The 22,056-nt window shown below is 64.2% G+C and carries 15 protein-coding genes and 1 pseudogene; 9 read left to right on the top strand and 7 right to left on the bottom strand.

Going from position 1 to position 22,056, the window contains the following annotated elements; all coding sequences use genetic code 11:
* Positions 1 to 36: 36 nt before the first annotated feature.
* The gene (locus tag K7H91_RS20675) at positions 37 to 867 is read right to left on the bottom strand and encodes an alpha/beta fold hydrolase (protein ID WP_230722100.1); all 831 of its coding nucleotides are present in this window, start codon (positions 865 to 867) and stop codon (positions 37 to 39) included.
* Positions 868 to 1,061: 194 nt separating this feature from the next.
* Between K7H91_RS20675 and K7H91_RS20670 the strand changes: the two genes are divergently transcribed.
* Positions 1,062 to 1,733, top strand: coding sequence for a GntR family transcriptional regulator (locus tag K7H91_RS20670; RefSeq protein WP_230722099.1), 672 nt, complete (start codon positions 1,062 to 1,064; stop codon positions 1,731 to 1,733).
* A gap of 101 nt (positions 1,734 to 1,834) precedes the next feature.
* On the opposite strand, the gene K7H91_RS20665 is transcribed toward K7H91_RS20670, so the two are convergent.
* The 4 genes from K7H91_RS20665 to K7H91_RS20650 form a co-directional block, all read right to left on the bottom strand.
* Complete coding sequence (locus K7H91_RS20665; RefSeq protein WP_230722098.1) at positions 1,835 to 2,215, bottom strand: carboxymuconolactone decarboxylase family protein; 381 nt, start codon at positions 2,213 to 2,215, stop codon at positions 1,835 to 1,837.
* Positions 2,216 to 2,233: 18 nt separating this feature from the next.
* Positions 2,234 to 3,769, bottom strand: a complete 1,536-nt coding sequence (locus tag K7H91_RS20660) for a GMC family oxidoreductase (RefSeq protein WP_230722097.1) — start codon at positions 3,767 to 3,769, stop codon at positions 2,234 to 2,236.
* A 205-nt stretch (positions 3,770 to 3,974) separates the two neighbouring features.
* Positions 3,975 to 4,646, bottom strand: coding sequence for a GntR family transcriptional regulator (locus K7H91_RS20655; protein ID WP_230722096.1), 672 nt, complete (start codon positions 4,644 to 4,646; stop codon positions 3,975 to 3,977).
* Between the two features lie 391 nt (positions 4,647 to 5,037).
* The gene (locus K7H91_RS20650) at positions 5,038 to 5,361 is read right to left on the bottom strand and encodes a hypothetical protein (protein WP_230722095.1); all 324 of its coding nucleotides are present in this window, start codon (positions 5,359 to 5,361) and stop codon (positions 5,038 to 5,040) included.
* Between the two features lie 172 nt (positions 5,362 to 5,533).
* Between K7H91_RS20650 and K7H91_RS20645 the strand changes: the two genes are divergently transcribed.
* From K7H91_RS20645 to K7H91_RS20610, 8 genes and pseudogenes are all read left to right on the top strand, one after another.
* Complete coding sequence (locus K7H91_RS20645; RefSeq protein WP_230722094.1) at positions 5,534 to 6,550, top strand: putative B6 ABC transporter substrate-binding protein; 1,017 nt, start codon at positions 5,534 to 5,536, stop codon at positions 6,548 to 6,550.
* 8 nt (positions 6,551 to 6,558) lie between these two features.
* Positions 6,559 to 8,160 (top strand): putative B6 ABC transporter ATP-binding protein, encoded by a 1,602-nt coding sequence (locus K7H91_RS20640; protein ID WP_230722093.1) that lies wholly within the window; start codon positions 6,559 to 6,561, stop codon positions 8,158 to 8,160.
* Complete coding sequence (locus K7H91_RS20635; RefSeq protein WP_230722092.1) at positions 8,157 to 9,266, top strand: putative B6 ABC transporter permease subunit 2; 1,110 nt, start codon at positions 8,157 to 8,159, stop codon at positions 9,264 to 9,266. The genes K7H91_RS20640 and K7H91_RS20635 overlap by 4 nt, the downstream gene beginning before the upstream one ends.
* Before the next feature lies 1 nt (position 9,267).
* On the top strand, positions 9,268 to 10,203 hold the full coding sequence (locus tag K7H91_RS20630; RefSeq protein WP_230722091.1) for a putative B6 ABC transporter permease subunit 1: 936 nt from the start codon (positions 9,268 to 9,270) through the stop codon (positions 10,201 to 10,203).
* 61 nt (positions 10,204 to 10,264) lie between these two features.
* The gene (gene pldA / locus K7H91_RS20625) at positions 10,265 to 11,071 is read left to right on the top strand and encodes a 4-pyridoxolactonase (protein WP_230722090.1); all 807 of its coding nucleotides are present in this window, start codon (positions 10,265 to 10,267) and stop codon (positions 11,069 to 11,071) included.
* 10 nt (positions 11,072 to 11,081) lie between these two features.
* Complete coding sequence (gene ppaT, locus K7H91_RS20620; RefSeq protein WP_230722089.1) at positions 11,082 to 12,266, top strand: pyridoxamine--pyruvate transaminase; 1,185 nt, start codon at positions 11,082 to 11,084, stop codon at positions 12,264 to 12,266.
* 35 nt (positions 12,267 to 12,301) lie between these two features.
* Positions 12,302 to 13,045, top strand: coding sequence for a pyridoxal 4-dehydrogenase, SDR-type (pldH, locus tag K7H91_RS20615; protein WP_230722088.1), 744 nt, complete (start codon positions 12,302 to 12,304; stop codon positions 13,043 to 13,045).
* Between the two features lie 312 nt (positions 13,046 to 13,357).
* Positions 13,358 to 13,499, top strand: a pseudogene (locus K7H91_RS20610) (transposase); the annotation flags it as partial.
* A 5-nt stretch (positions 13,500 to 13,504) separates the two neighbouring features.
* Here the strand turns inward: K7H91_RS20610 and K7H91_RS20605 are convergent.
* Both K7H91_RS20605 and K7H91_RS20600 read right to left on the bottom strand, forming a co-directional pair.
* On the bottom strand, positions 13,505 to 14,677 hold the full coding sequence (locus tag K7H91_RS20605; protein ID WP_230722087.1) for a TIGR03032 family protein: 1,173 nt from the start codon (positions 14,675 to 14,677) through the stop codon (positions 13,505 to 13,507).
* Positions 14,678 to 14,768: 91 nt separating this feature from the next.
* Entirely contained in the window at positions 14,769 to 21,794 is a 7,026-nt protein-coding gene (locus tag K7H91_RS20600) for an autotransporter outer membrane beta-barrel domain-containing protein (RefSeq protein ID WP_230722086.1), read from the bottom strand.
* Positions 21,795 to 22,056: the final 262 nt, after the last annotated feature.

Raw genomic sequence — 22,056 nt, 5'->3', positions numbered from 1 at the left:
CTGTTCCTGTTGATTTTTATTGGGGACGCCGGCCGCTCAGCCGTCGATGAAATTGCGGATCGCGTTGATCGTGACGTCCGGATTGGTCTCGTTGACGTAGTGGTCGGCGCCGGGCACGACGACGATGGGCAGATCGGGACGCAGATCGTGGGTCTTTTCAAGCGCCGCCGCGGAGACCAGCTTGCTGTCGGCGCCGCGCATGATCAGAACCGGACGGGTCACCGCGCGGTAGGCGGGCGCCAGATCGGCGCGCAGGCCCTCGGCCGTCTGGGCCATGGCGGACGCCGAGGCGAGGGGGCGCAGTCCGTCATGGGCCTGGGCGTAGCCGCTTTCCGCACGGATTCGGATCGCTGGCGCCGGAATATTCGGATAGCGATTGGCGAGATAGGCGATAACGGCCTCGGTATCGGCGAAGGCCTGATCGCCGGCATTCACTCTTGCGGAAAGCGAGGCGAAGACCGCGTCCTCGATATAGGGTGTGAAGTCGATGGCGACGACTGAGCGGACAAGTTCGGGATGGCGCGCTGCGGCGGTGACGGAATTGCGCGATCCGAGCGAATGCCCGACCAGGATGGCGGGTCCCATATCGAGCGTCTTGATGAGCGCGGCGATATCGTCTGCAAAGTCGGCAGCATCGTATCCGGTTTGCGGCTTGTCCGAATGCCCGTGGCCGCGCTGGTCCACCGCCACCGTTGTGAACCGGTCGGAAAAGGCGTCCATGAGCGGGCCGAACACGGCGGAATTCGCGGTGATCCCGTGGTAGAACAGCATGAGCGGGCCATTGCCCCCGATGCGCACGTTCAATGTAATGCGGCCGGTATCGATCCGACGTGCTTCATACCGGCTGTGGGTGGGGCTGTCCGCCATTTCATTGTTCCCTTGACGTTTCTGTCTGTTTTTTATGTTGGCAGGGAACCACGCCCGTTATTAGCTGTCAATAAGATTGTAAGACATTCTTGCGTTAATTATTGCAGACAGCGGAGGGCCTCATGCTATCCTCTGCGCGGTCGTTCGTGTAGAAAAGTCGTGAAATATAATTTGAAGAGCCTTGAGGAAACACCATGAATCCTGGCCTGGACCTCCGGATCACGCCGAGAACTGTGCAGCAGCAGACGATCGAGAAGCTGAGACTGGCGATCATTGCCGGCGTGTTCCCGCCGGGCAGCCGGCTGGTTGAAAGCCAGCTTTGCGCCCAGCTCGGGGTCAGTCGCCCGTCGCTCCGCGAGGCGCTGCGCAGCCTGCAGGCGGAGCGGCTGATCGAGATCATCCCCAACCGAGGCCCCTTCGTTCCCAAGCTTTCCTGGGAGGAGGCGACCGAGATCTACGACGTGCGCGAACTTCTGGAGGTCGCCGCGGTGGGCCGTTGCGCCGCGCGGATCACGCCCGAACAGGTCAAGGAGCTTGAACGGGCGCTGAAGGCTTTCGAGCGCGCCCAGAAAAGCGCTGACAGCCTCGAACTGGTAACCACGGCGGCTGAATTCTATGCGATCATTCTGGCCAATTGCGGTAACGCCATTCTCGAGGAAGTCCATCGCGGGCTGGTGGCGCGGATCAGTTTTTTCCGCGGTCGGTCCATGTCGCTTGAGGGGCGCGCAGAGGACAGCCTTCAGGAGATGCGCGACATCTACGATGCGATTGCCGCGGGCGATGAAAAGCGCGCGCGGGAGGCGGCGCAGCGCCATCTCGACCAGGCCAAGGCGGCGGCCAGGCACGCGATGGAAGACGAGGCCTGATTGCGCCGGCCTGTCTCAGCCAGGCGGACGGTGGCGCGAAAACATGCGTCATGCCCGATTTGCAGGCATACTCGCTCCACGTCGCGCCTGGACAATGCGGCTCACTGATCCTCCAGAACCTTGCGCGCGGCGCGGAAGCATTCAAGCGCCTGCGGCACGCCGCAATAGATCGCGACGACATGGATAATGGCGCGGATTTCCTCCTTGGAGACGCCGTTGTTGATGGCGCCCTGACAGTGCAGTTCCCACTCATGCATCTTGCCGAGCGCCCCGATCATGGCGAGGTTCATCATTGAACGCGTCTTCGGGGGGATCACATCGTCGCCCCAGCCAAATCCCCAGCACCACGCCGTCATCGCCTCCTGAAACGGGCGGGTGAAATCATCGGCCGCCGCAAGGTTTTGCTCGACATAGTCCGCGCCGAGCGTGCTCTTGCGCTGTTCAAGGCCCTTGAGGAACAGATCTTCGTCAAAAACGCTCATTTCATGTCCTTTCCTGTGTCAATCGCCGGCGGTCATCGTGCGGGCAAAGGTCTCGGCAATTGCCAGAACGGCGGCGTGGATGGGTCCCGCCGTCAGGCTGGGTATGACGGAAGCGTCCACCACATGGAGATTGTCGAGCGATTTGAGCCTGAGGTTCGGATCGACAACCGCATCGTCGTCCTTGCCCATTCGGCAGGTGCCAGAGGGATGGTGATGGGTGATGACGGCCTTCGCGATGAATTCGTCGATCTCGGCCCTGCTGCCGAGCGGGCCGGGGGCGAGTTCGCGATCCCGCCATTCGGCAAGCCCGTCCGCATGCCCGATCGTCCGCGCGGCCTCCAGCGCGCTTCTGAACATGGCGCGGTCATGTTCGGTTTGCAGATAGGCCGGGTCGATGATCAGCCGGTCATCCAGGTTCGGTCCGCTGAGGCTGAGGCTCCCGCGGCTGGTCGGGTGGGTGACGCCGAACAGGAACGAATAGGCCGTGCCCGCCTCGGGCGCCAGGAGCCATTCGGAGACGATCGGCGCCACGCCGCAGCCGACCACGATCTCGGGCCGCCCAGTGGCGGTGAATTCGCCGGCCCGCATATAGGCCATCGATTCGGAGTGTTGAAGGCGCGATGCCGGCAGATGTTTGCGGGTGGCGTAGAGATTGCCGGCGCCCAGCAGATGGTCTTGCAAATTGCGGCCGATGCCCGGCATGTCGATCCGGCAATCGACCGATGCAGCCTTGAGCACGTCCTCGGGTCCGATCCCGGAGCGCATCAGGAGGGCCGGGCTTTCCAGCGCGCCTGCGGAAAGGACGATCTCATCCGCAGATATGCCGATCGGGCCGTGCGGGCCAATGGCCTCGATCCGGTGTGCCCGATTGCCATCCATGACCAGCCGGTGCACCCGGATTTCGGTGACAATCCGAAGGTTTTCCCGTGCCCGAACCTCCGGCGTCAACCAGGCCTCGGCGACCGTGACGCGGCGCCCGTCGCGGATGTTCAGCGAATTGGGCGTGACGCCGACCATGCGGCCGTCATTGTGGTTTGGAAGGCGCGAAAGGCCGAGCGAGACGCCGGTTTCGATGAATGCGCGGGTGAGGGGGCTCACCTCCTCGTCGGGCATGTAGATGGGCATCGGGCCGCTGCCGTCCGGACGGTCTTCGATCGCGTCGAAGACGGGCAGAAGTGATTCCCAGCTCCAGCGGGCATCGCCGGTGGCATCGACCCAGGCCTGATAGTCTTCGGGGTGTCCGCGCATGTAACCCATGGCATGCAGGCAGCTCGATCCGCCGATCAGCCGGCCCCGCGCCCAATGGTGAACCCGCCCATAGGTCCCGGCCTGCGGTTCCGTCAGATAATCCCAGTCGTAGGCGCGGCCCTGAAGCGCGGGCCAGGCCGAGGGCGTCCAGATATCGGGGTCGGAGGGCTCCTCGCCGGCTTCGATCAGCAGAACACGGCGCGCCGGATTCGCGCTCAGCCGGGCGGCCAGCAGGCTGCCGGCTGAACCGCCGCCGATGATGACCACGTCCGCGATCATCTGTTCGGCCGGATGAGCGCCGGTCATCGCCATGTCTCCATGGCGGCCGCGGGCGTGAGGCTACGGCCCGCGCGCTGTCTGATCTGAAATGTCATGATGATCCCCTTCTTTGTGGGCCGGAGCGATGGCCCTGAAGGCCGGATTAATGCCGGCGGAAACCGGATCGTGCTCCTGCTGCCTGTTGTTCCGCGCGTCCGGGCGGAAACCGGTGTCCACTTTGCGTCAACGCGCTTCAGCTCCCGCTGTCCATCGACCTCTTCGTCGCCGCCATCGCCTCCAGGATGTGCTTTCCGGCAGCTTTCCGGGCCGCTTTTTCATCACCTGCGGCAATGGCGTCGTAAATTTCCTTCATCTCCGCCAGACTGCTGACGGCGCGCCCTTCCAGAGACATCGAGCGTGAGCGGAAAAGGCTGATCCTGGCGACCAGACCCCGGTGGATTTCCTCCAGGATCGGATTCCCGCAATTTGCGAGAATGACGGAATAGAAGTCCGCGGCAGTGGTCACCCGCGCCAGACTGTCCTTGCTTGAGGCGGCCTTTTCGAAGGCATGAAGCGTGTTCTCAAGCGCTTGCAGTTGCTCAGCGGAGATCCTCTGCGAACAGCGCCCGGCGGCCTCGACTTCCAGCAGTTCGCGCACCTCGTAGATGGCGGTGACCTCTTCCCATGTGAGGGTGGGTATCGAAGGGCCGCGGTTGGGCACGATGTCGATGAGCCGTTCCGCCGCCAGGCTGCGCAAGGCTTCACGCAAAGAGGGGCGGCTGATGCCGAGCTGCACGCAGAGCTGACTCTCGATCAGGCGGCTTCCGGGTTCGAAAACGCCGGAGAAAATCGCAAGCCGCAGCTTCTCGACCGTTTCCTGCTGCACCGTGCGCGGGAGTATGCGTAAGTTCAGGTCTGGCGGCATTGTTTGAAACCTCGTGCGCCCGGCGGCGGCCAGCAGGGATAAGGGTAATTGCAAGCAAATTTGATCGCGTGAATGCCTTCTTGTCAACTCATAAGAATGAAAGAATGACAGACAATCTGCTTGACGTGTGTCTGGTTTATGTCATCCTTCCCTCCAAACAAAGACACCAAGGCAGAGGGCTTGGGACATGGCGACAATCGCCTCTATCGCAGATATGGATATGCGCCGTGGCGTAGCGGGGCGCATGATTGCGGGCCTTGATATGGCCGCCGGTGGCGCGCTTGAGGGCGCGCGCGGCATGCGCCAGGCGTTCGGCATTGCCGCGTCCGCCGGCGAAGCCCGCGCCCGGACCGTGCCGGAGCGCGAAGCGCTTACTCGGAAAAAATCGAGCCTAGTCGTCCGTGGTAACGCAGCTCAGCCCGGAAGCCTCTTCGGTCTTGCAGGAAAAGTGCAGCGCGGCAGCCGCCTTGCCGGTCTTCATCGGCAGGTCGAGGCGCGCGCGGGCGGTATCGCTCGTGCACCAGATGGCCTCGACGGGCATGCGGTCGTCGGTGGCGTTCATCAGGTTGAGAACGCCGGTCTTGCTGTCGTGCCAGAGAGTCAACGTCAACTGTTGGCCGGGCGCGATGCGGCCCAGTTCATCGGAATACCAGTGGGCCAGCGCCGCGCGGCAATCGAGCGAGGTGTCGGTCTCATTGGCAACTGAGATTTCCACGGGATTGGCGCCTTCGGTGCCATGAATAATGCCCGAATAGGGCACATAAGCTTCACTTTCGGCCTTGGCCGGAGATGAGAAAACCCAAGCAGACAGGGCAACAAGAACAACAAGTCTGCCAATCGCTTCCGTCTTGTGACGGGAAACTGACAACCAATTAGGGAACAGCATGATGAAAAACCTACTTGCTTCTGTTGCGCTTAGCGTGGTGCTGGGGACTCCGGCGGCATTTGCCGCGGAGGTTGATACCATAGCCATCCTCACTCCGGAACAAGGGAGTGACTATGGCTGGAACCAGCAGGGCGTCGAAGCGGCCAAGGCCGCCGCCGAGGCAACCGGCGTCGAAATCATCGTCGCCGAAGGTCTGGGCTACGGCGATGTTCGCGCGCCGATGCGGGAACTCGCGGCCGACGGCGCCGACCTCATGATCGCGCATGCCAGCGGCTACAATACCGCCGGCCCGGAGATCGCCGAGGAAACCGGCGTGCCGGTCGCGATCGTCGACAGCCCTGACGCTCTGGTGAAGGGGCTGGTCGCCGACTACACGCTTTCCGGCCATGAGGGCGCCTATCTTGCCGGCCGTCTGGCCGCAAAGATGACGACCACGGGCACCGTCGGCATCGTCGTCTCCGGCGAGCCGCCCTCATGGAACTCGCAGTCGGCCGGTTTCGCCGAGGGCGTTCATGCCGAGAACCCGGACGTCAAGATCCTGTATTCGGTCATCGGCCCGGCAGCCTATTCCGATGCCGCAGGCGGTAACCGCGTGACGACGTCGGTCATCGCGGCCGGCGCCGACATCATCTTCGGTCAGGGCAACGGCTCGAGCTTCGGCATGATCCAGGCCGTTGAATCCAACAAGGCGACCGACGGTTCGGACGTGCTCTTCATCGACGTAATCGGCGACAAGTCCGAGCTGGACAAGGGCCATCTGCTGACCTCGGTTCTATGGGATATGACGCCCGTCTACACCGCCATGATCGAAGACTTGAAGGCCGACCAGTTCGGCACCCATGGCTACGCGATCAGCCTGGCGGATGATTCCGTCAAGCTCGTCAAGACGCCGCAGGTCGACGAGGCCGCCTGGACCGAGGTGATGGCGCTGCGCGACCAGATCATCGCGGGCGAGATCACGGTCGAGCCGAAGTTCGATGCGGAAGATGTCCGCGCCCTGGTTACCGTGACCGAGTGAGCGTATCCGTGGCAAATGCAGCGGCAACCCCGACAAACCTGTCCCCGGCAACGGGGGCAGGCGTCATTGGCGTACATGGCGTAACCAAGCGCTTTCCCGGCGTGATTGCGGTCAACAACGTGTCGCTCACATTTCATCCCGGTGAGGTTCATGTCCTTCTGGGCGAGAACGGCGCCGGCAAATCGACGCTGGTCGGCATTCTCTCCGGCCTTCAGCAGCCGGACGAGGGCTACCTCTCGCTCAATGGCGAGAAAACCCGGCTGGCCAGCCCCTCCGCCAGCCTTGATGCCGGCATCAGCACGGTCTTCCAGCATTCCATGCTGGTGCCGACGTTGACGGTTCTGGAAAACCTGACGCTGGGCGCGCCCTGGTATCAGCGTCCGCCCCGCGCCCGGATCACGGCGCGGATGGAGGAGTTGAAGCGGCAATTCGCGCTTTCCCTCCCGCTCGATGCCATGACCGGCGAGCTTTCGCTCGGACAGCAGCAGCAGATCGAGATCGCCCGAGCGCTTTTGCGCGACAGCAAGGTGCTGATCCTCGACGAAGCGACCTCCATGCTCACGCCACAGGGCGCGCAGGAGCTTGGCGAGCGGATGCAGCAGCTCGTCAAAAGCGGGCTGGCGGTGATCTTCATCACCCACAAGCTTGCCGAGGCCTATCGCTATGGCAATCGCATTTCCGTGCTGAAACAGGGCGCGCTTGCCGGCGAAATGGGCCCGGAACAATTGAAATCCATGTCCGAGGACCAGGCTGTGGACGAGATCGTCCGCCTGATGTTCGGCCGCGAGGCCGGGGCCACGTCCACCGAGCACAGGAAAAGCACGGTCCGCGACAATGTCGCTCTCAGGGTCGAAAATCTTTCGACCGAGGGCGATGCCGATGTCATGGGCCTTTACGACATTTCCCTGAGCCTCAGAGCTGGCGAAATCGTCGGCGTGGCCGGGATCGACGGCAATGGTCAGAAGCAACTGGCCGAGGCCATGGCGGGCCAGCGGCCTCTCAAGTCCGGGCGCGTCGAACTCGATGGCGAGGACATTACCCGCGCCTCCATCGCCCAGCGCCGCCGCAAGGGGCTACGTTACCTGACGGATGACCGTTTGTCCGAAGGCTCGGTCGCCGCCTTTCCGATCTCGGAAAACACGGTGCTCAAGGATATCGGCCAGCCGCCCTTCTGGGTGAACGGCATGGAGCGTCCGCACCGCATTGCCGAGCATGCACGCGAACTCATCGCACGGTTTTCGGTGAGCACGCCGAGCGAGACCACCCCGATCGGGCGGCTTTCGGGCGGCAATATCCAGAAGGTCCTGCTGGGGCGCGAGCTTTCGGGCGAGGCCCGCGTCGTGGTGTTCAACAAACCCACCTACGGGCTGGACCTTCAGAACATCGACACATCGCGCCAGCGCATCGCCGATATCGCCGAACGCGGCCTTGGCGTGCTGCTGATCTCGACAGACCTCGACGAGTTGATGGCGCTGTCGGACCGCATCGCGGTGATGGAAGGCGGCCGTATCCGCGGGATCGTCGAAAATGACGGCAGCGGCGAGGCCCTGCGCCTGCGCATCGGCCGGATGATGGCCGGCGAGGAAGAAGTGAGACAGGCGACGGCATGAGCATGCAAGACGACATCAACACCGTATCGGCGGATACGAAGACCGAAGCGGCCAGCAGCGCGCGCCCCGTGACCGAGCGCAGCGCGTTCCAGCGTATCCTGACGCTGACGGTCGGCCCGATCATCGCCGCCTTCCTGCTGTCGGCGATCATTCTGATGCTGGTGGGCGTCAATCCGCTGACCTATTACGGCTACATCCTCGATCGCTCGCTGTTTTCGGGACTGGGCCTGCAGCAGACGGCAACCCGCATGGCGCCGCTTCTGTTTCTCGCCGCCGGGCTGATCGTCGCGTTTCGCGCCGGGATATGGAATCTCGGAACGGACGGACAGTTCCTGCTCGGCGCTGTCGCCGCCGCGGCGACCGCGCCCCTCCTGGTCGGCATCCTGCCCGGCTGGGCGGTGCTTCTGGTCGGCTTCCTGCTGGCGGCCCTCGTCGGCGCGCTGTGGTCGGTCATACCGGCGCTGCTCAAGGCCTATCAGGGCGTGAACGAAATCATCACGACGCTGATGATGTCGTTTCTCGGCGTGCTGCTGGCCGCGACTCTGGTCAAGCTCATCTTCCGGGACCCGGCGACCACAGTGCCGCAGACGCGCACCCTTCCGGTGGCCGATCGTTTGCCGCGGCTGTTCGATACCTCGATTTCCAGCGGGTTGATCTGGGGGTTGATCGCGGTTCTGGCGGTCCACTTGATGATGACCCGCACCTCCTTCGGTCTGCGGTTGCGGATGGTGGGCGCCAACCCTGTCGCCGCCACCCATGCTGGCCTTTCGGTGCCGCTCCTGACCATGGCGACGTTTGCGTTGTCGGCAGGTCTGGCCGGGCTCGCGGGCGCCTCCGAAATCCTCGGCGTTGCCGGGAATGTGCCCGCCAACTGGAATCCGGCCTATGGACTGATGGTCATTCCGCTGGTGTTTCTTGCCCGCTTCAACGGGTTTGGCGCGATCGTGCTCGTCTTCTTCTACTCCGCGCTGATGATCGGCAGCGAGAGCGCCGCCCGCCGTCTCGGCGTGCCGCAGAACTTCACCCTCGTGCTGGTCGCCAGCCTCCTGATCTGCCTTGGGCTTGGCGAGTATATCGATCAGCACAAACGCAAGAAGGAGCGTTGAGATGAGCGGATTGCTGACCGAGGCGTTCCTGTCGTCTCTTCTCACGGGCGCGATCATTGCCGCCATCCCGATGCTTCTGGCCGGTCTTGGCGAGCAGATGTCGGAGAAGGCGGGCGTGCTCAATATCGGCATCGAGGGCATGATGCTGATGGGGGCCTATATGGGCTTTCTCGTCGCCTTCAGGACAGAATCCCTGTGGCTGGGCTTTCTGGGCGGCATACTTGGCGGCGTATTGGTTGCCATCGTCATGGCCGTGCTGTGCGTGCGTCTCGGGCTGAACCAGATCGTGATCGGCATCGGTCTGACGCTCGGGGTGGAGGGGCTGACCGCGCTGCTGCACCATTTCCAGTTCTCGCGCACCTATCCGCGCCTGCCGGCACCCGAGCGGCTGAGCATTCCGGGGTTGACCGATCTGCCTGTGATCGGGCCATCGTTGTTCGGCCGTCATCTGATCGTCTATTTCGCGCTTCTGGCGGTCGTGGTGCTGGCGGTTCTCTACCGGCGCACCAATCTCGGCATGACGCTCCGGGCAGCCGGCGAGCGGCCGGCCGCACTCGACGTGGCCGGCGGCAATGTGCTCGGCATCCGCGTTTTCGCGGTTCTGTTCACCGGCGCGATGGCGGGGCTCGGCGGGGCCTATCTCGCCAATATCGGGGCGGGGCTGTTCCTTCCCTTCATGACCGGCGGCGCGGGTTTCATCGGCATCGTGCTTGCCATGCTGGCGCGCGGCCGGCCGCTGTGGGTGCTGGTCGGCTCGCTGATCTTCGGCGCGGCGCTGTCGCTGACCACGGCACTGCAGGTCGCGGGCTCGAACATTCCGACCGACGTCATCCAGATGCTGCCCTTCGCGGCGGTGATGCTGGTCCTCGTGCTTTTCGGACGCCGGGCAAAGCTGCCTGCAGCACTCGGCGCTGCCTACGAACGCGGCGCCCGGTAAAGGGCGTCATCCACCAATTCCGGGTCCGGGAGAAGCCGGACAAACCTATAGGAGAAGTGACATGGCAGATACCAAGGTCTTCCTGCTCGACGGCGGTTCGCTGGTGCTCGACGGTTTTCATATCTGGTGGAACAAGGGGCCGGGCGGCGAGGTTCGTTTTCCCGTCTATTCCGTGCTCGTCGATCACCCCAAGGGCAAGTTCCTGATCGATACCGGCTATGATTTCGACCACGTGCAGAAGGTGCTGCCCTTCGAAAAGCCGCAACAGACCAAGGAGCAGACCATTCCCGGCGCGCTCAAGCTCCTGGGGCTGGAGCCCAAGGACATCGATGTCCTGTTCAACTCGCATTTCCACTTCGATCATGTCGGCGGCAACAAGTTCTTCCCCGACGCCAAGAAGATCTGCCACAAGGACGAGCTCCCCCAGGCTGCCAAATGCCAGCCGTTCGAGGTGCTGGGCTATTCCGACCTCGCCTTTTCCACGGATGTGGCGGAAGCGCGCGGCATGAGCGATCAACTCGGAGCCGGGCAGACGGCGGCCAACACCAAGTTCGAACTGATCGAGGGCGATGTCGAACTCGCGCCGGGCGTGACGCTGCTCTACACGCCGGGCCATACCGTCGGGCATTATTCGCTGCTGGTGGAATTCGACACGCGCCGTCCGCTTCTGCTCACGCTCGACGCCGCCTATACCCGCAAGAATTACGACAATGACATCAATGCGGGCTTCCACATCGATCCCGTGGCAGGCGTCAATTCCATGCGCCGCCTGAAGGAGATCGAGAAGGCGAAAAACGCCGAGGTTCTGTTCAGCCACGATCCCGAGAGCTTCAAGGACTACAAGACCGGCGTCAATTTCTACGGCTGAGGAGGACCAGATGAGATATCCTGAAACCAAACCGCCGGTCTTCACCCTGACGGCCGGTCCCGTGGATGCCTATCCTGAAGTGCTGCGTGCGCTCGGCACCACGGTGCTCTACGATTACGATCCGGCCTTCCAGGCCTTCTTCGAGGATCTCACCCTCAAGGCGCAGGAGGCGCTAGGCTGCGACCTGCCGCCGCTGATCCTGCAGGGCGAGCCGGTGCTGGCGCTCGAGGGCGCTGCCGCCTCGCTGATCGCAAAGGATGATGTGGTCCTCAACCTCGCTTCCGGCGTTTATGGCAAGGGCTTCGGCTACTGGGCCGCACGCTATGCCAAAAAGGTCGAGGAGATCGAGGTGCCCTATAACACCGCGATCGACCCTGAAGACGTCCGCGCCTTCCTCAAGGCGCATCCCGAGGTCAAGATCGTCTGCGTCTGCAATCACGACACGCCGTCGGGCACGCTCAACGATATCGACGCGATTGGCGCGGTCGTCGCCGACGCGGGCGCGCTTCTTCTGGTCGATGCGGTCTCCTCCTGGGCCGGCATGCCCACGAGCCCGACATCCAGCCAGGCGGCGATCTACGTCACCGGCCCGAACAAATGCCTCGGCTGCCCGCCGTCGCTCTCGCTGGTGGCCGTATCCGAAGCGGCATGGGCCAAGATCGAGGCCAATCCCGACGCCCCGTTTGCCTCCATGCTGAGCTTCACCGACTGGAAAAACGCCTGGAAGAAGACCGAACCCTTCCCGTTCACCCCTTCGGTGGCGGAATTGAACGGCCTGAGCGCAGCACTCGACCGCTACCTCGAAGAGGGACCGGAAGCCGTGTGGAAGCGTCACGCGGTGACGGCGAGGGTCTGCCGGGAAGGCGTCAAGGCCATGGGGATCGACCTCTGGCCGGTTTCCGAAGACATCGCCTCGCCGACAGCGACCGCGGTGAAGATGCCCGATGGCATCGACGCCGGTCCGGTGCTGGCGGAGGCGCGGGCGCGCTACGGCATCTCCATGTCCGCTGGCCGGGCGGAAACGCTCGGCAAGCTGATCCGCATCGGCCATATGGGTCCGACGGCTCAGCCGGCCTACGCGCTGCTGGCCGTTGCCGCGATGGGCGGGGCGCTGAAGGCATTGGGCGCCAAGGTCGATGTGGCGGCGGGACTTGCCGCCGCACAGGCCGCCTGGGACGCAGCAATCGACGCATAGAGCCGGGAACGGCGACAAAAGAAAGGAACGAGGGAATGAGTACCAGTCTTGAAGGCCGCAAGGCCGTTGTAACCGGCGCCGCACAGGGCATCGGCAAGGCCATCGCCAGGGCGCTGGCCGAAGCGGGCGCGAAGGTGGTGATCTCCGATATCAACGGCGAGGGCGCGAAGGCCGCCGCCGCGGAGATCGGTCACGGCGCGGTGGGTGTGACCTGCGATTCCACCGAGGTGGATGAGGTCAACACGATGCTGGAGGCCGCCGCCGAGAACGGCGCTATCGATATTCTCGTCAACAACGCCTCCATCGTCCCCTATATTGCCTGGGACGATGTCGATTTGGCGCATTGGCAGAAGATCATCGACACCAATCTGACGAGCGTGTTCATCGCCAGCCGCAAGGCGACCGACATGATGCGCGCCGCCGGCCGCAAGGGCACAGTGCTCAACATCGCCTCGAATGCGTTCTATGCCGGTACGCCGAACATGTCCGCCTATGTGGCGGCAAAGGGCGGCGTGGTCGGCTTCACCCGCGCGCTGGCGACGGAAGTGGGCAAATACGGCATCCGCGTCAACGCGGTCACGCCGGGGCTGATCGAGTCCGACGGCGTGAAGGCGAGCCCGCATGCCGAAAGCTTCGGCTTCGTCGAGATGCTGCAGGCCATGCCCGGCAAGGGCCAGCCCGCCGATATCGCCAAGGTCGTGGCATTCCTCGTCTCCGACGACGCCGGCTGGATGACCGGCCAGTGCGTCAACGTCGACGCCGGCATGATCCGCCTTTAAGGCACTGCGCGGTCGAAAGGGGCTAGCCGACGTCCGCGCGAATGCGTCAGAACAAAAAGATGGATCGGCCGGGCTTCGCGACGATGCAAGGGGCCGGCCGTTTTTTAATGGCATGTTCTGGTCGACATGCTGGTCGTGAAGTTCCCTCGGCGGATCGTCAGGGCGTTGCTTGTCGGGATTTGGTCGCCGCTTGCCGCGGCACTTCCGCCGCCCGCCACGCCACCGCCACCGTCGATCAACCGCGCGAGAATGCACTGCGCGCCGGGCTCGTTTTGACTTGCGCAGCTTAGCTGCTAATGCGAGCGCGATTAGGAAACGCGGGTAGGGACGGTAAGTTGCGCATCCCGAAGCTTCGCATAGGCAGCTATTCTCCGGTTTCCCTGAGCCGCGCCGCATGGCGAAAAAGGCGCTGACCGTCGTTATCCAGGAGGCCTATATCCAAGGTGTGTCGACGTAAAACTAGGCCGGTTTCCAGCCGCGCTCGGACAAGGGCTGGTCCGGCGCTTCGATGGTGATGAAGCTGGCGAGTTCGGGGCCGAAGGTCGGCAGCGCCATCGGGCAGCGGACGCCCGGCAGGACTCGCACGTCGAAGAGTTCCTTGATCCCGCCCTCGAGGCGCAGCCATTCGACGATATCGCCATTGGCGGTGTTGACGATCTGCAGTCCGCACCAGGCCTCGGCCTTGCGGCGCTCCAGTTCGTCCTGGAGATTGAGCCCGGAAAACACGCCCTCGCGCCGCGCCAGCGAAAGCCCGACCAGGGCATGGCCGTCATGGAAGGACAGGCCGCGCAGGAAGCCGGGGCAGAAGGCGACGCGTTCGCGCGCCCTGCTTTCAAGGTCCAGCCGGGTGAGAAAGCCATTGCCGGAATCGAGAAACCACAGAGCGCCGTCGTGCAGGCGCGGGGAATGCGGCATCGACAGGCCTTCGGCGACAATCTCGTCCGTTTCGATATCAACGACCACGCCGCCATCGCGACGATGCTCGCGCCAGCCGTCGACGATGTCCGAGGTCGAGACCGAGGTGACAAAGCGCGGAACACCGTTTTCCATCGCAAGGCCGTTCAGGTGGCAGCGATCTTCCGGGGCCAGCCGGGAGATGAAGGGCGGGCGCCAGACCGGCTTGAACGAATGGGCGACGCTGTCGGTCGCCAGACACGAATATTTGGTGTTGACGAAAAGCAGCCGACCGGCGGCGTCGATGCCCAGCTCGTGAACATCGAGATCGGACACGGTCTGGCCGCGGCGCGGCACGTAGAGCCTGTCGAAATGCTCGTTGGCGCGCTCATTGGGCGCCAGCACATTCTCAAAGCGCCAGATCTGGGCAAGGCCGGCCAGCAGCAGGCGCTGGGCGTCGCCGATCAGCCCCATGGCCCGGACGAAATTGCGCTGGTGCAGCGAGAGCGACCCGTTGGGCAGGGTGCCGACAAGAAAAAGCTGGCCGGTCTGGTAGGAGGTAAACGCCAGCGCGCAATTGTGCATGGCAAGCCACTGCGGAAAGCCGCGCGAACAGGTCACGTTGGTCTGCAGCACCGCGGGGTCCACCCGCGCCTCGGGCGCATCCGCGCGGTCCGGCACGGGCGGCGCGGCGATGCCCTCGGCGGCATTGTTGTCTTCGGACGGATCGGCGGGCATGCGGTATTCCTGTGCGTTGGGTAGGCTGGGGAGAGCGGCAATGGCTTGCCGCGCTCCAGCGTTTTTCGGCAGGTCGTGACCTGCTGCTTGATCAGAACCGGTAGCCGAACCGCACGGAGCCGACATGCGATTGATAGTCGTCGGCGAACGAGCCGTCATACTGGAACTTCAGCTCCATGCCCTGGCGTTGCGCAAGGTCGAGCCCGAGCGAGACATGGCCCACCGTATCGGCGATCGGCGTGAAGGTCGAGAAGCTGTCCATCGAGGAGAGGCCCGCAAACCGCGCCGTCGTCTCCCATTCATCCGATGTCAGGAAGGTCACGCCGAGATCGCCGTAAAGCCGCGCCGGCCAGTTTTCCTTGAATGGTATCCGCGCGCCGAACTCGATGCCCGGCGTGACCCCGAACGCGGTGTCGGAATTGCCGTCGACCATCAGGTTCACCGCGCCCGCGCCGGTTTCGGTATAGCCGAACTGGTGCATGTTGATGACATCGAAATCCACCTTGGGGCGCATGTAATACTCATCGCCGAGGGCTATTTCATAGGATGCGCGGAACCGGGCGAAGAACATTGCCGAATCCGGTTCGCCCCGCGCCGTGGCCGAGAGCGTGTCGAGATTGATATAGCGCTTGGAATCGCCCCAGTTGTAACCGGCGCCGCCGACGAGGCCGAAGAGCCACGGCCCCATCTCCCGCTTCAGCGCGACCGCGCCGGTGAAGGATTGCTGATCCAGCTTCTCCGAACCGCTGTCATTGCGGAACCAGCTGTTTTCATAGGTAAGCCCCGAGCCCAGGAACCAGCCATCGCTGAGCTCCGTCTGGCCGCCGATCTGTAGGCCGCCGACGGATTGGGTGTAGCCGGAAGCATCGCCATGGGCGTCCTGCGTCGTCTCGCCGCCAAGCACGCGGCTCCATACGCATGAGCCCTCATCCATCATCACGCCGGTCGTTTCGAAGGCCGGGCAAGACAGCACGCTGTTGGCCGCGGAAATCGCCGCCGAGGGCGAATCCGCCAGCGGCGCCGCCGCCGTCTGCGAGGCAAGTTCCAGCAACATGTCGGAGAAGGTATCGGGTTCGGACTGATGGAAGGCGCCGAAGGCCTGCCCGAGCGAAATCTCGTCCTCGGCGAACTTCACCTCCGTGGCGCTGCCATCGGCAACCTTGTCCCAGGCCTGCTGCATCGCCTTCGAAACCTCGCCGGCATTCTTGCCGAGCGAAACGCCGTTGCCGGTGAAATACGCGTCATCGACCGAGAAACCGTACCAGCCTTCGGCCGATTTCGTAACGTCGGTGAAATCGAAGACCAGCGAGGAAAGTGCCGTGAGCGACGAGGTGTCGCTGCCCTCGGCCTTCAGGAACTCGCTGCGCGTGTTCGGCAGCAGGGCGTTGGCGTTGATATCGACGCCCCAGGTCCCGGCGAAGTCGCCTTCGATCGTCAGCCGGTCGGCCGTGCCGTGCTCCATGTCGACATCGAGATTGGTGAACAGCCCGCCCTTGCTGGCGCTTTCCGTGCGCCAGTCGATCCGGTTGCTGCGTTTGAAATAGCTGAACGGCGAGAACGCGGGCGAAAGGCTGAGATCGGCGACATCATAGGCGCTGCCCGATGAGCCGACGCCGGCCAAATCGCCGGTGAAAGTCGTGGCAATCGTGTTCCACGCCCCGCCCGGATCGATGCTGCCGGCATTGAGCACAGCGTCGACATCGGCGATCGCGCCGGTCACGAACGTGCCCGTTCCCTGATTGAGGAAAAGGCTTGTGCCACCGAGAGCGGCCATCTGCACCGCGCCGTTCGCCGCAGAAGACGATGGTGTATCGAAGGCGTGGTGCACGACATTGCCGGTCAGCGTGCCGTAATTGTTGTGTGTGATGCTGGTTCGCTTGGCTGCCGATGCGTAGACTGCGCCGCCCTGATAGGCTCCGTTTGCGGCGGAGGCCGTGGAGCCCGTCAGCGACCCGCCCTTGTCGAGCGTCAACGTCATCGTCTCGCCGGTCGTCTGGGCCCAGACCCCCCAGGCTGTCGGGTCCGTCACGGTAACCGATCCGCCGATCGTCACGGCAAGCGAGCCGGACTGCGTGTTGCCGTCGGCCTCGCCGTTCTTGATGTTGTTGAAACGGCCGAGTGTGCCGGCATAGGTCTTGCCGTTCTGGGTGAAGATACCGCCAGAACCGCCGATTGCCTGCGCCACGATGCCGTGTGCGTATTTGCCGCTGGTCTTGATCGATGCGCCGGAGGCGATGGTGACGCCAACGGTGCCGGCGCTGTCGGCATTGCCGTTGTCGGTGTAGTAGAAGTTCGAGCCGCTCGAGAAACTGTCGTAATAGCCGTAGGAGGCATTGAGCTTCTGCGCCAGATCGGCCGCCACGCCGCCGCCGCCGGAAACCGCCTGCGCCAGTATGCCGAAAGCGCCGTCGCCGGAGGTAACGATGGCGGCGCCATTATCGAGATCGACCGTCACCTGATCGGCGCTGTTGGGCGCCTGTTCCTGGACGAAGGAGATTTCGTCGAGCACGGTCAAAGCCGCCGTCAGGAAGCCGCCGCCGCCGCTGATCGACTGGCCGACGATGCCGACCGAGCGCGCACCGTAGGTGGTGATCGCGCCGCTGTGGCTGATCGCCACCTTGCCGCCATGGGCGGTGCCGGGATTGCTGCCGGAGCCCATGGTCACGCTCAGAACCTTGGAGATGCTGTCATCATTGACGGCGCTCGCGGTGCCCAGCGCCGCACCGACGAGGCCGCCGCCGCCGCCGATGGACTGGGCGATGATGCCCTGCGAGGTATCGCCCTTGGTGACGATTTTGGTATCGGCGAGGGTCTTGACCGTAACGGTGCCGGCGGTTCCGGCATTGCCGTCCGCCTTGCCGCCGAGGCCGATCTTGACCTTGGAAACGGCAAGCCCCGAGGAAAAGCCGATCCCGCCCCCGCCGGCGATCGACTGGGCAACGATGCCGTGCGAGGCGAAGCCGCCGGTATAGATGTTGCCGGCGTAAACCGAGACGTTGCCGCCATCACCGCCGCTGCCGCCTTCCGAGCCGATGGTGAGCGTGGCGCAGCTATCCTTGTCGTCGGAGCTGGAATCGTCGCTGCTGGAACTGCTTGAGGAATCGCAACTGCTGGAGGAATCGCTGTCGTCGGAATCATCGCTGCCCGACGAGATCGCCACCGCGCCGCCGCCGCCGCCAACCGATTGGGCGACGATGCCGGCCGACATCGTGCCATAGGTGTGGATCGTGCCGGTGCCGACGATCGTGCCCGAACTGTTCTGGCCGATGGTCACCGCGCCGCCGGCCCCTCCCGCGCCGCCGGTCGAGCCGACGGTCACGCCGAATGTGAGGGTCTTGTCGTCGTCGTCAGCGCCATCATCGCCGCCGTCATCATCATCGTCATCCGAGGATGACACCATGGCGAGCGACGTTTCCGTCGCTTCGGCGTCGTCCCCGCCATCATCGTCGTCGTCGTCCTCGTCCTCCTTGATGGAAAGCGAGCTCTTGCCGGAACCCGCCGCGCCGCCGCCGCCGCCGATCGATTGCGCCAGTATCGCATCCGACCAGTCGCCCTTGGTGGTGATCGCGCCTTCGCTCGAAACGCTGACCGCGCCGCCATCGCCGCCCGCTGAACCCTGAGCGCCGAGACCGATGGTGATGTCCCAGTCCGCGTCGCCGCTGCCGCCGCCCCCGGAGGAGGAGCCGCCGCCGCCGCCGATCGACTGGGCGAAGATACCGCGCGAAACATGCCCGCCGGTGTAGATCGAGGCGCCGGCGTCATCCATGTGCACGTCGACGCTGCCGCCATCGGTGCCCGCGCCGCCATAGGCGCCGAGCCCGATATTCAACGCGGCCGACTTGATGCCGTCTGCCGCCTTGGTCGAACCGGAGCCGGTGCCGGCATTGCCGCCGCCGCCGCCGATCGAATGCGCCAGAATGCCGTCGGCATAGCCGCCCGTCGTGCTGATCGCGCCGTAATGGCTGACGCTGACCGTGCCGCCGATGCCGCCCACGCCGCCATAGCCGCCGACATAGGAATTCACCGCGACCGCGAAATCCGTGCCCGCGTCGACTTTCTCCTCGTCTTCGGCCAGCCAGGAGGTGATCGACTTGGCGACGGAACTGGCGGTCGCATCCCCGCCATTGCCGCCGCCGCCGCCGATGGACTGGACCACGAGGCCGGCTGCGCCGTCGCCGGAGGTCTGGATTCTGGAGGTCTTGTAGACATGCGCCTCGGCCGCGCCGCCATCGCCGCCCGCGCCGCCGATCCCGCCATGGGCGATCGAAACGGAAAATGAGATCGTGTTGCCGTCCTCATCGAACGGCACGCCGGCGGCAATCGCCTTGGAGGAGGCCTGACCGCCCGAACCGCCGCCGCCGCCGATCGACTGGACGACGATTCCCTGTGCATCCGTGCCGCTGGTGGCAACAACGCCGTTGGTATAGACCTTCGCGTCGCCGCCGCTGCCGCCGTAAGCGCCCGAGCCGCCATGGGCGATCGAGATGTCGATGCCGAAGCCGGCGCTGGTTGACTTGCCATTGCCGCCGATGCCGCCGCCGCCGCCGATCGACTGCACCAGTATGCCGGTGCCGTGGTCGCCCTTGGTCGAAAGCGTGCTGTAATCGCTGGCGCCCTTCGTGCCGGAGCCGAACTGCGTGACTTTTGCCGTGCCGCCCGCGCCGCCGGCGCCGCCCTTGCCGCCGGTCGCACTCGAAACAAACAGGCCCCAGGACGTTGCCTGGCCGCCCGCACCGCCGCCGCCGCCCACCGACTGCGCAACCATGCCCATGGCGTAATCGCCGGTCGTCGCAATCGCCGTCGCGGACTCGGTTATGACGGTTGCTTTTCCGCCGGTGCCACCGGGCCCGCCCGCGCCACCGACCGTATGAAACAGGCCCTTCTTGTTGCGGCCCTGACCGCCGCCGCCGCCGATCGACTGGGCGACGATGCCGTGCGCCTCCGAGCCGGTTGTGGTCAGATTGCCGTAATTGTGAACATCAACCGTGCCGCCATTGCTGCCGCTGCCGGATGACGACCCCGTTCCCGCGCCGATCGCCCCCGTCGCGCCGGTGCCGGTATTGACGCCGCCGCCGCCGCCGATCGATTGCGCCAGGATCGCGATCCCGCCGCCAAGCGCGGTCTGGTCGGAACTGCTGGCCGATGTCTTCGCGCCGGCATAGCCGCCATAGGTGGAAATATTGCCCTTGTTGGTGACGGTCACCTGAGCGGCGAGCGAGCCGGCGGTCTGTCCGCCGATCGTCTGGCCGCCGCTCGGATCGGAAACGGCCGAGCCCGTGGCATAGCTCTTCGTCGCTATCGTTCCGGTGGACTGCAGAAGCCCGCCGCCGCCGCCGATCGATTGCGCCACGATGCCGTGCGAATCGATGCCGTAGACGGTGATATTGCCGGAATTGGTTACTGTCACATCGCTGCTCGTCGACCCGCTGGCGCTGGTGTCCCCCCAGGTGAGCGTGCCGGTGCCGGCATTGGTGTAAATGCCATCGCCATCCGCGGCCGAGGCCGATTGCGCGATGATGCCGTGCGAATGATCGCCGGAGGTGACGATGGAAAAATCGCTGGAGACATAGACCGCGCCCGCCGGCGCGCCCATCCCCTTGGACTGCTTGAAGGTCGACGTGCCGCCGCCGCCCAGCGACTGGGCGATGATGCCCGTCGCGTTGCTGCCGCCGGTCGAGATCGAGCCGCCGCCGGTCACGGTCACGTGAACCGCCGAGCCATATCCGCCCGGCCGCTCATTGTCGTCCTTGTCGGTCTCGTAGGACGTGCCGCCCTGGCTGAGCGCGAAAATCCCGGGCGATTGCGAGCCGCTCGTCTTGATGGTTGTCGCCGACGTGCCATAGACGTAGATTTTCGACTGCACCGCGGAACCGCCGAACATCGCCTGCTTGCCGCCTTCGGCAAGGCCGTTGCCGCCGCGCGCGATCGCCGCGATTGCAGCACCTGTCTCGCGCGTCAGCTGGATATTCTGGTTATTGAGCCAGAGATTGACCGCCCCTGCGGATTGCGTGCTGATCGTTCCGGCCATCAGCTTGGAACTGCTGCCGACGACAACCTTGGCCGCCGTGTAGGCCGGGCGATCCTGCCAGTCGGGTGCACTCTGGTCGAAGCTGTTTCCGCCATTGCCGCCCTGAACGCCATCGCCGAAGCTGTTGACGTTGTAGGGCGTATTGCCGCCATAGGATGCGGCGAGGACCGCCGGCCCGCTCGTGGTGGCGTAAACCGACCCGCCGGCATAGACGGAGACATAGTCACCGTCCCCCGATCCGGAAAAATCGCTGTCGCTGCTGTAGGTCGAGGGCCCGCCTATGCTGAGCGCCGCGATCCCGAAACGGGAGCCGGAGACCGTACCGTAGGATTTGACGGTAACGGCGGATCCGGAACCGGCATATTGTTCTCCCATGTCGTCGGCATGCTTGTTGGTGCCGCCCTGCGAGAGCGCGAAGATGCCGCCGCCGACCGTGCTCGACACATCGCCGGAGCTTATGATCGTCACCGCGCCGCCATTGCCGCCGCCGGTCTTCATGTTGTCATCGGAGCCGCTCCAGTTGAGCGCGCCAAGCGAGACCGCGCCGAGCGCGTTGTACTGTGTGCCCGATGTGCGCAGATCGCCGAGCGTAATGTTCCCGCCCGGCGAAAACAGCAATTGCGTGCTGCCAGCCTCGGTGACCGTGATCGCGGCATTGTTCGTGACGCTGACGCCGAAGCCCGACCAGGCCCAGTTGGAGTGCACGTTATAGGTCTGGCCGCGATAGGTGTCACTGCCGCCGGCGCCGACATTGTAGAGCGCCATATAGGGGCCGCCATAGGCATATTGCGGGCCCGTCAGTGTTCCTGAACCGATGGTGCAGCTGATCGTCTGGCCCGCGACATCAGTGTTTCGCTGCTGGAACTGGTCTGCATCGATATTCGACGCCGTTTCCGTCTTCACCGCAGAAGGACTGCAGCTCACCGCCGCATAGGCCCGCGTATAGCCGCGCGAATAGAGTGGCAGCGGAACGCCGGCAAGCGTTCCGGCAAGGGCGGTGGACTGGAACAGAATCGAGGACGCAACAGTCCTGATCCGCAACCGTCCATCTGAGCGCTCGATTGGTTTCGTAGATCTGAAACGAAGCATGCCCCCTCCGATCGCCAGCAGTAAACGCCGGCAATTCATAGATTTCTAGTTATAGCCAGTGCCGCACTCCAATGTCATTTTCAAAGTTGCGATGCGCCAGACCAATTCTGGTACTGAACCGCGCCGGGCTTGCCGGAGAGTGGGCGCCAACGGAGATCTCCGTCCGGCGGCTGCGGTCGAACATGCCCTTGAGAGAATACATATCATCATCATGGATATCGCTAAGAGGCCGATTTAAAAGTTATTGAGTGATATCAGAAGG

Source organism: Martelella mediterranea, assembly GCF_021021415.1.
Taxonomy (GTDB): domain Bacteria; phylum Pseudomonadota; class Alphaproteobacteria; order Rhizobiales; family Rhizobiaceae; genus Martelella; species Martelella mediterranea_C.
Note: the sequence above shows the minus strand (reverse complement) of the source record. Positions and strands in the feature narration are given on the sequence as shown.

Coding starts and splice junctions, on each gene's coding strand:
- K7H91_RS20675 (WP_230722100.1), bottom strand. CDS start 867: ATGGCGGACAGCCCCACCCACAGCCGGTATGAAGCACGTCGGATCGAT.
- K7H91_RS20670 (WP_230722099.1), top strand. CDS start 1,062: ATGAATCCTGGCCTGGACCTCCGGATCACGCCGAGAACTGTGCAGCAG.
- K7H91_RS20665 (WP_230722098.1), bottom strand. CDS start 2,215: ATGAGCGTTTTTGACGAAGATCTGTTCCTCAAGGGCCTTGAACAGCGC.
- K7H91_RS20660 (WP_230722097.1), bottom strand. CDS start 3,769: ATGACCGGCGCTCATCCGGCCGAACAGATGATCGCGGACGTGGTCATC.
- K7H91_RS20655 (WP_230722096.1), bottom strand. CDS start 4,646: ATGCCGCCAGACCTGAACTTACGCATACTCCCGCGCACGGTGCAGCAG.
- K7H91_RS20645 (WP_230722094.1), top strand. CDS start 5,534: ATGAAAAACCTACTTGCTTCTGTTGCGCTTAGCGTGGTGCTGGGGACT.
- K7H91_RS20635 (WP_230722092.1), top strand. CDS start 8,157: ATGAGCATGCAAGACGACATCAACACCGTATCGGCGGATACGAAGACC.
- K7H91_RS20630 (WP_230722091.1), top strand. CDS start 9,268: ATGAGCGGATTGCTGACCGAGGCGTTCCTGTCGTCTCTTCTCACGGGC.
- pldA (WP_230722090.1), top strand. CDS start 10,265: ATGGCAGATACCAAGGTCTTCCTGCTCGACGGCGGTTCGCTGGTGCTC.
- ppaT (WP_230722089.1), top strand. CDS start 11,082: ATGAGATATCCTGAAACCAAACCGCCGGTCTTCACCCTGACGGCCGGT.
- pldH (WP_230722088.1), top strand. CDS start 12,302: ATGAGTACCAGTCTTGAAGGCCGCAAGGCCGTTGTAACCGGCGCCGCA.
- K7H91_RS20605 (WP_230722087.1), bottom strand. CDS start 14,677: ATGCCCGCCGATCCGTCCGAAGACAACAATGCCGCCGAGGGCATCGCC.
- K7H91_RS20600 (WP_230722086.1), bottom strand. CDS start 21,794: ATGCTTCGTTTCAGATCTACGAAACCAATCGAGCGCTCAGATGGACGG.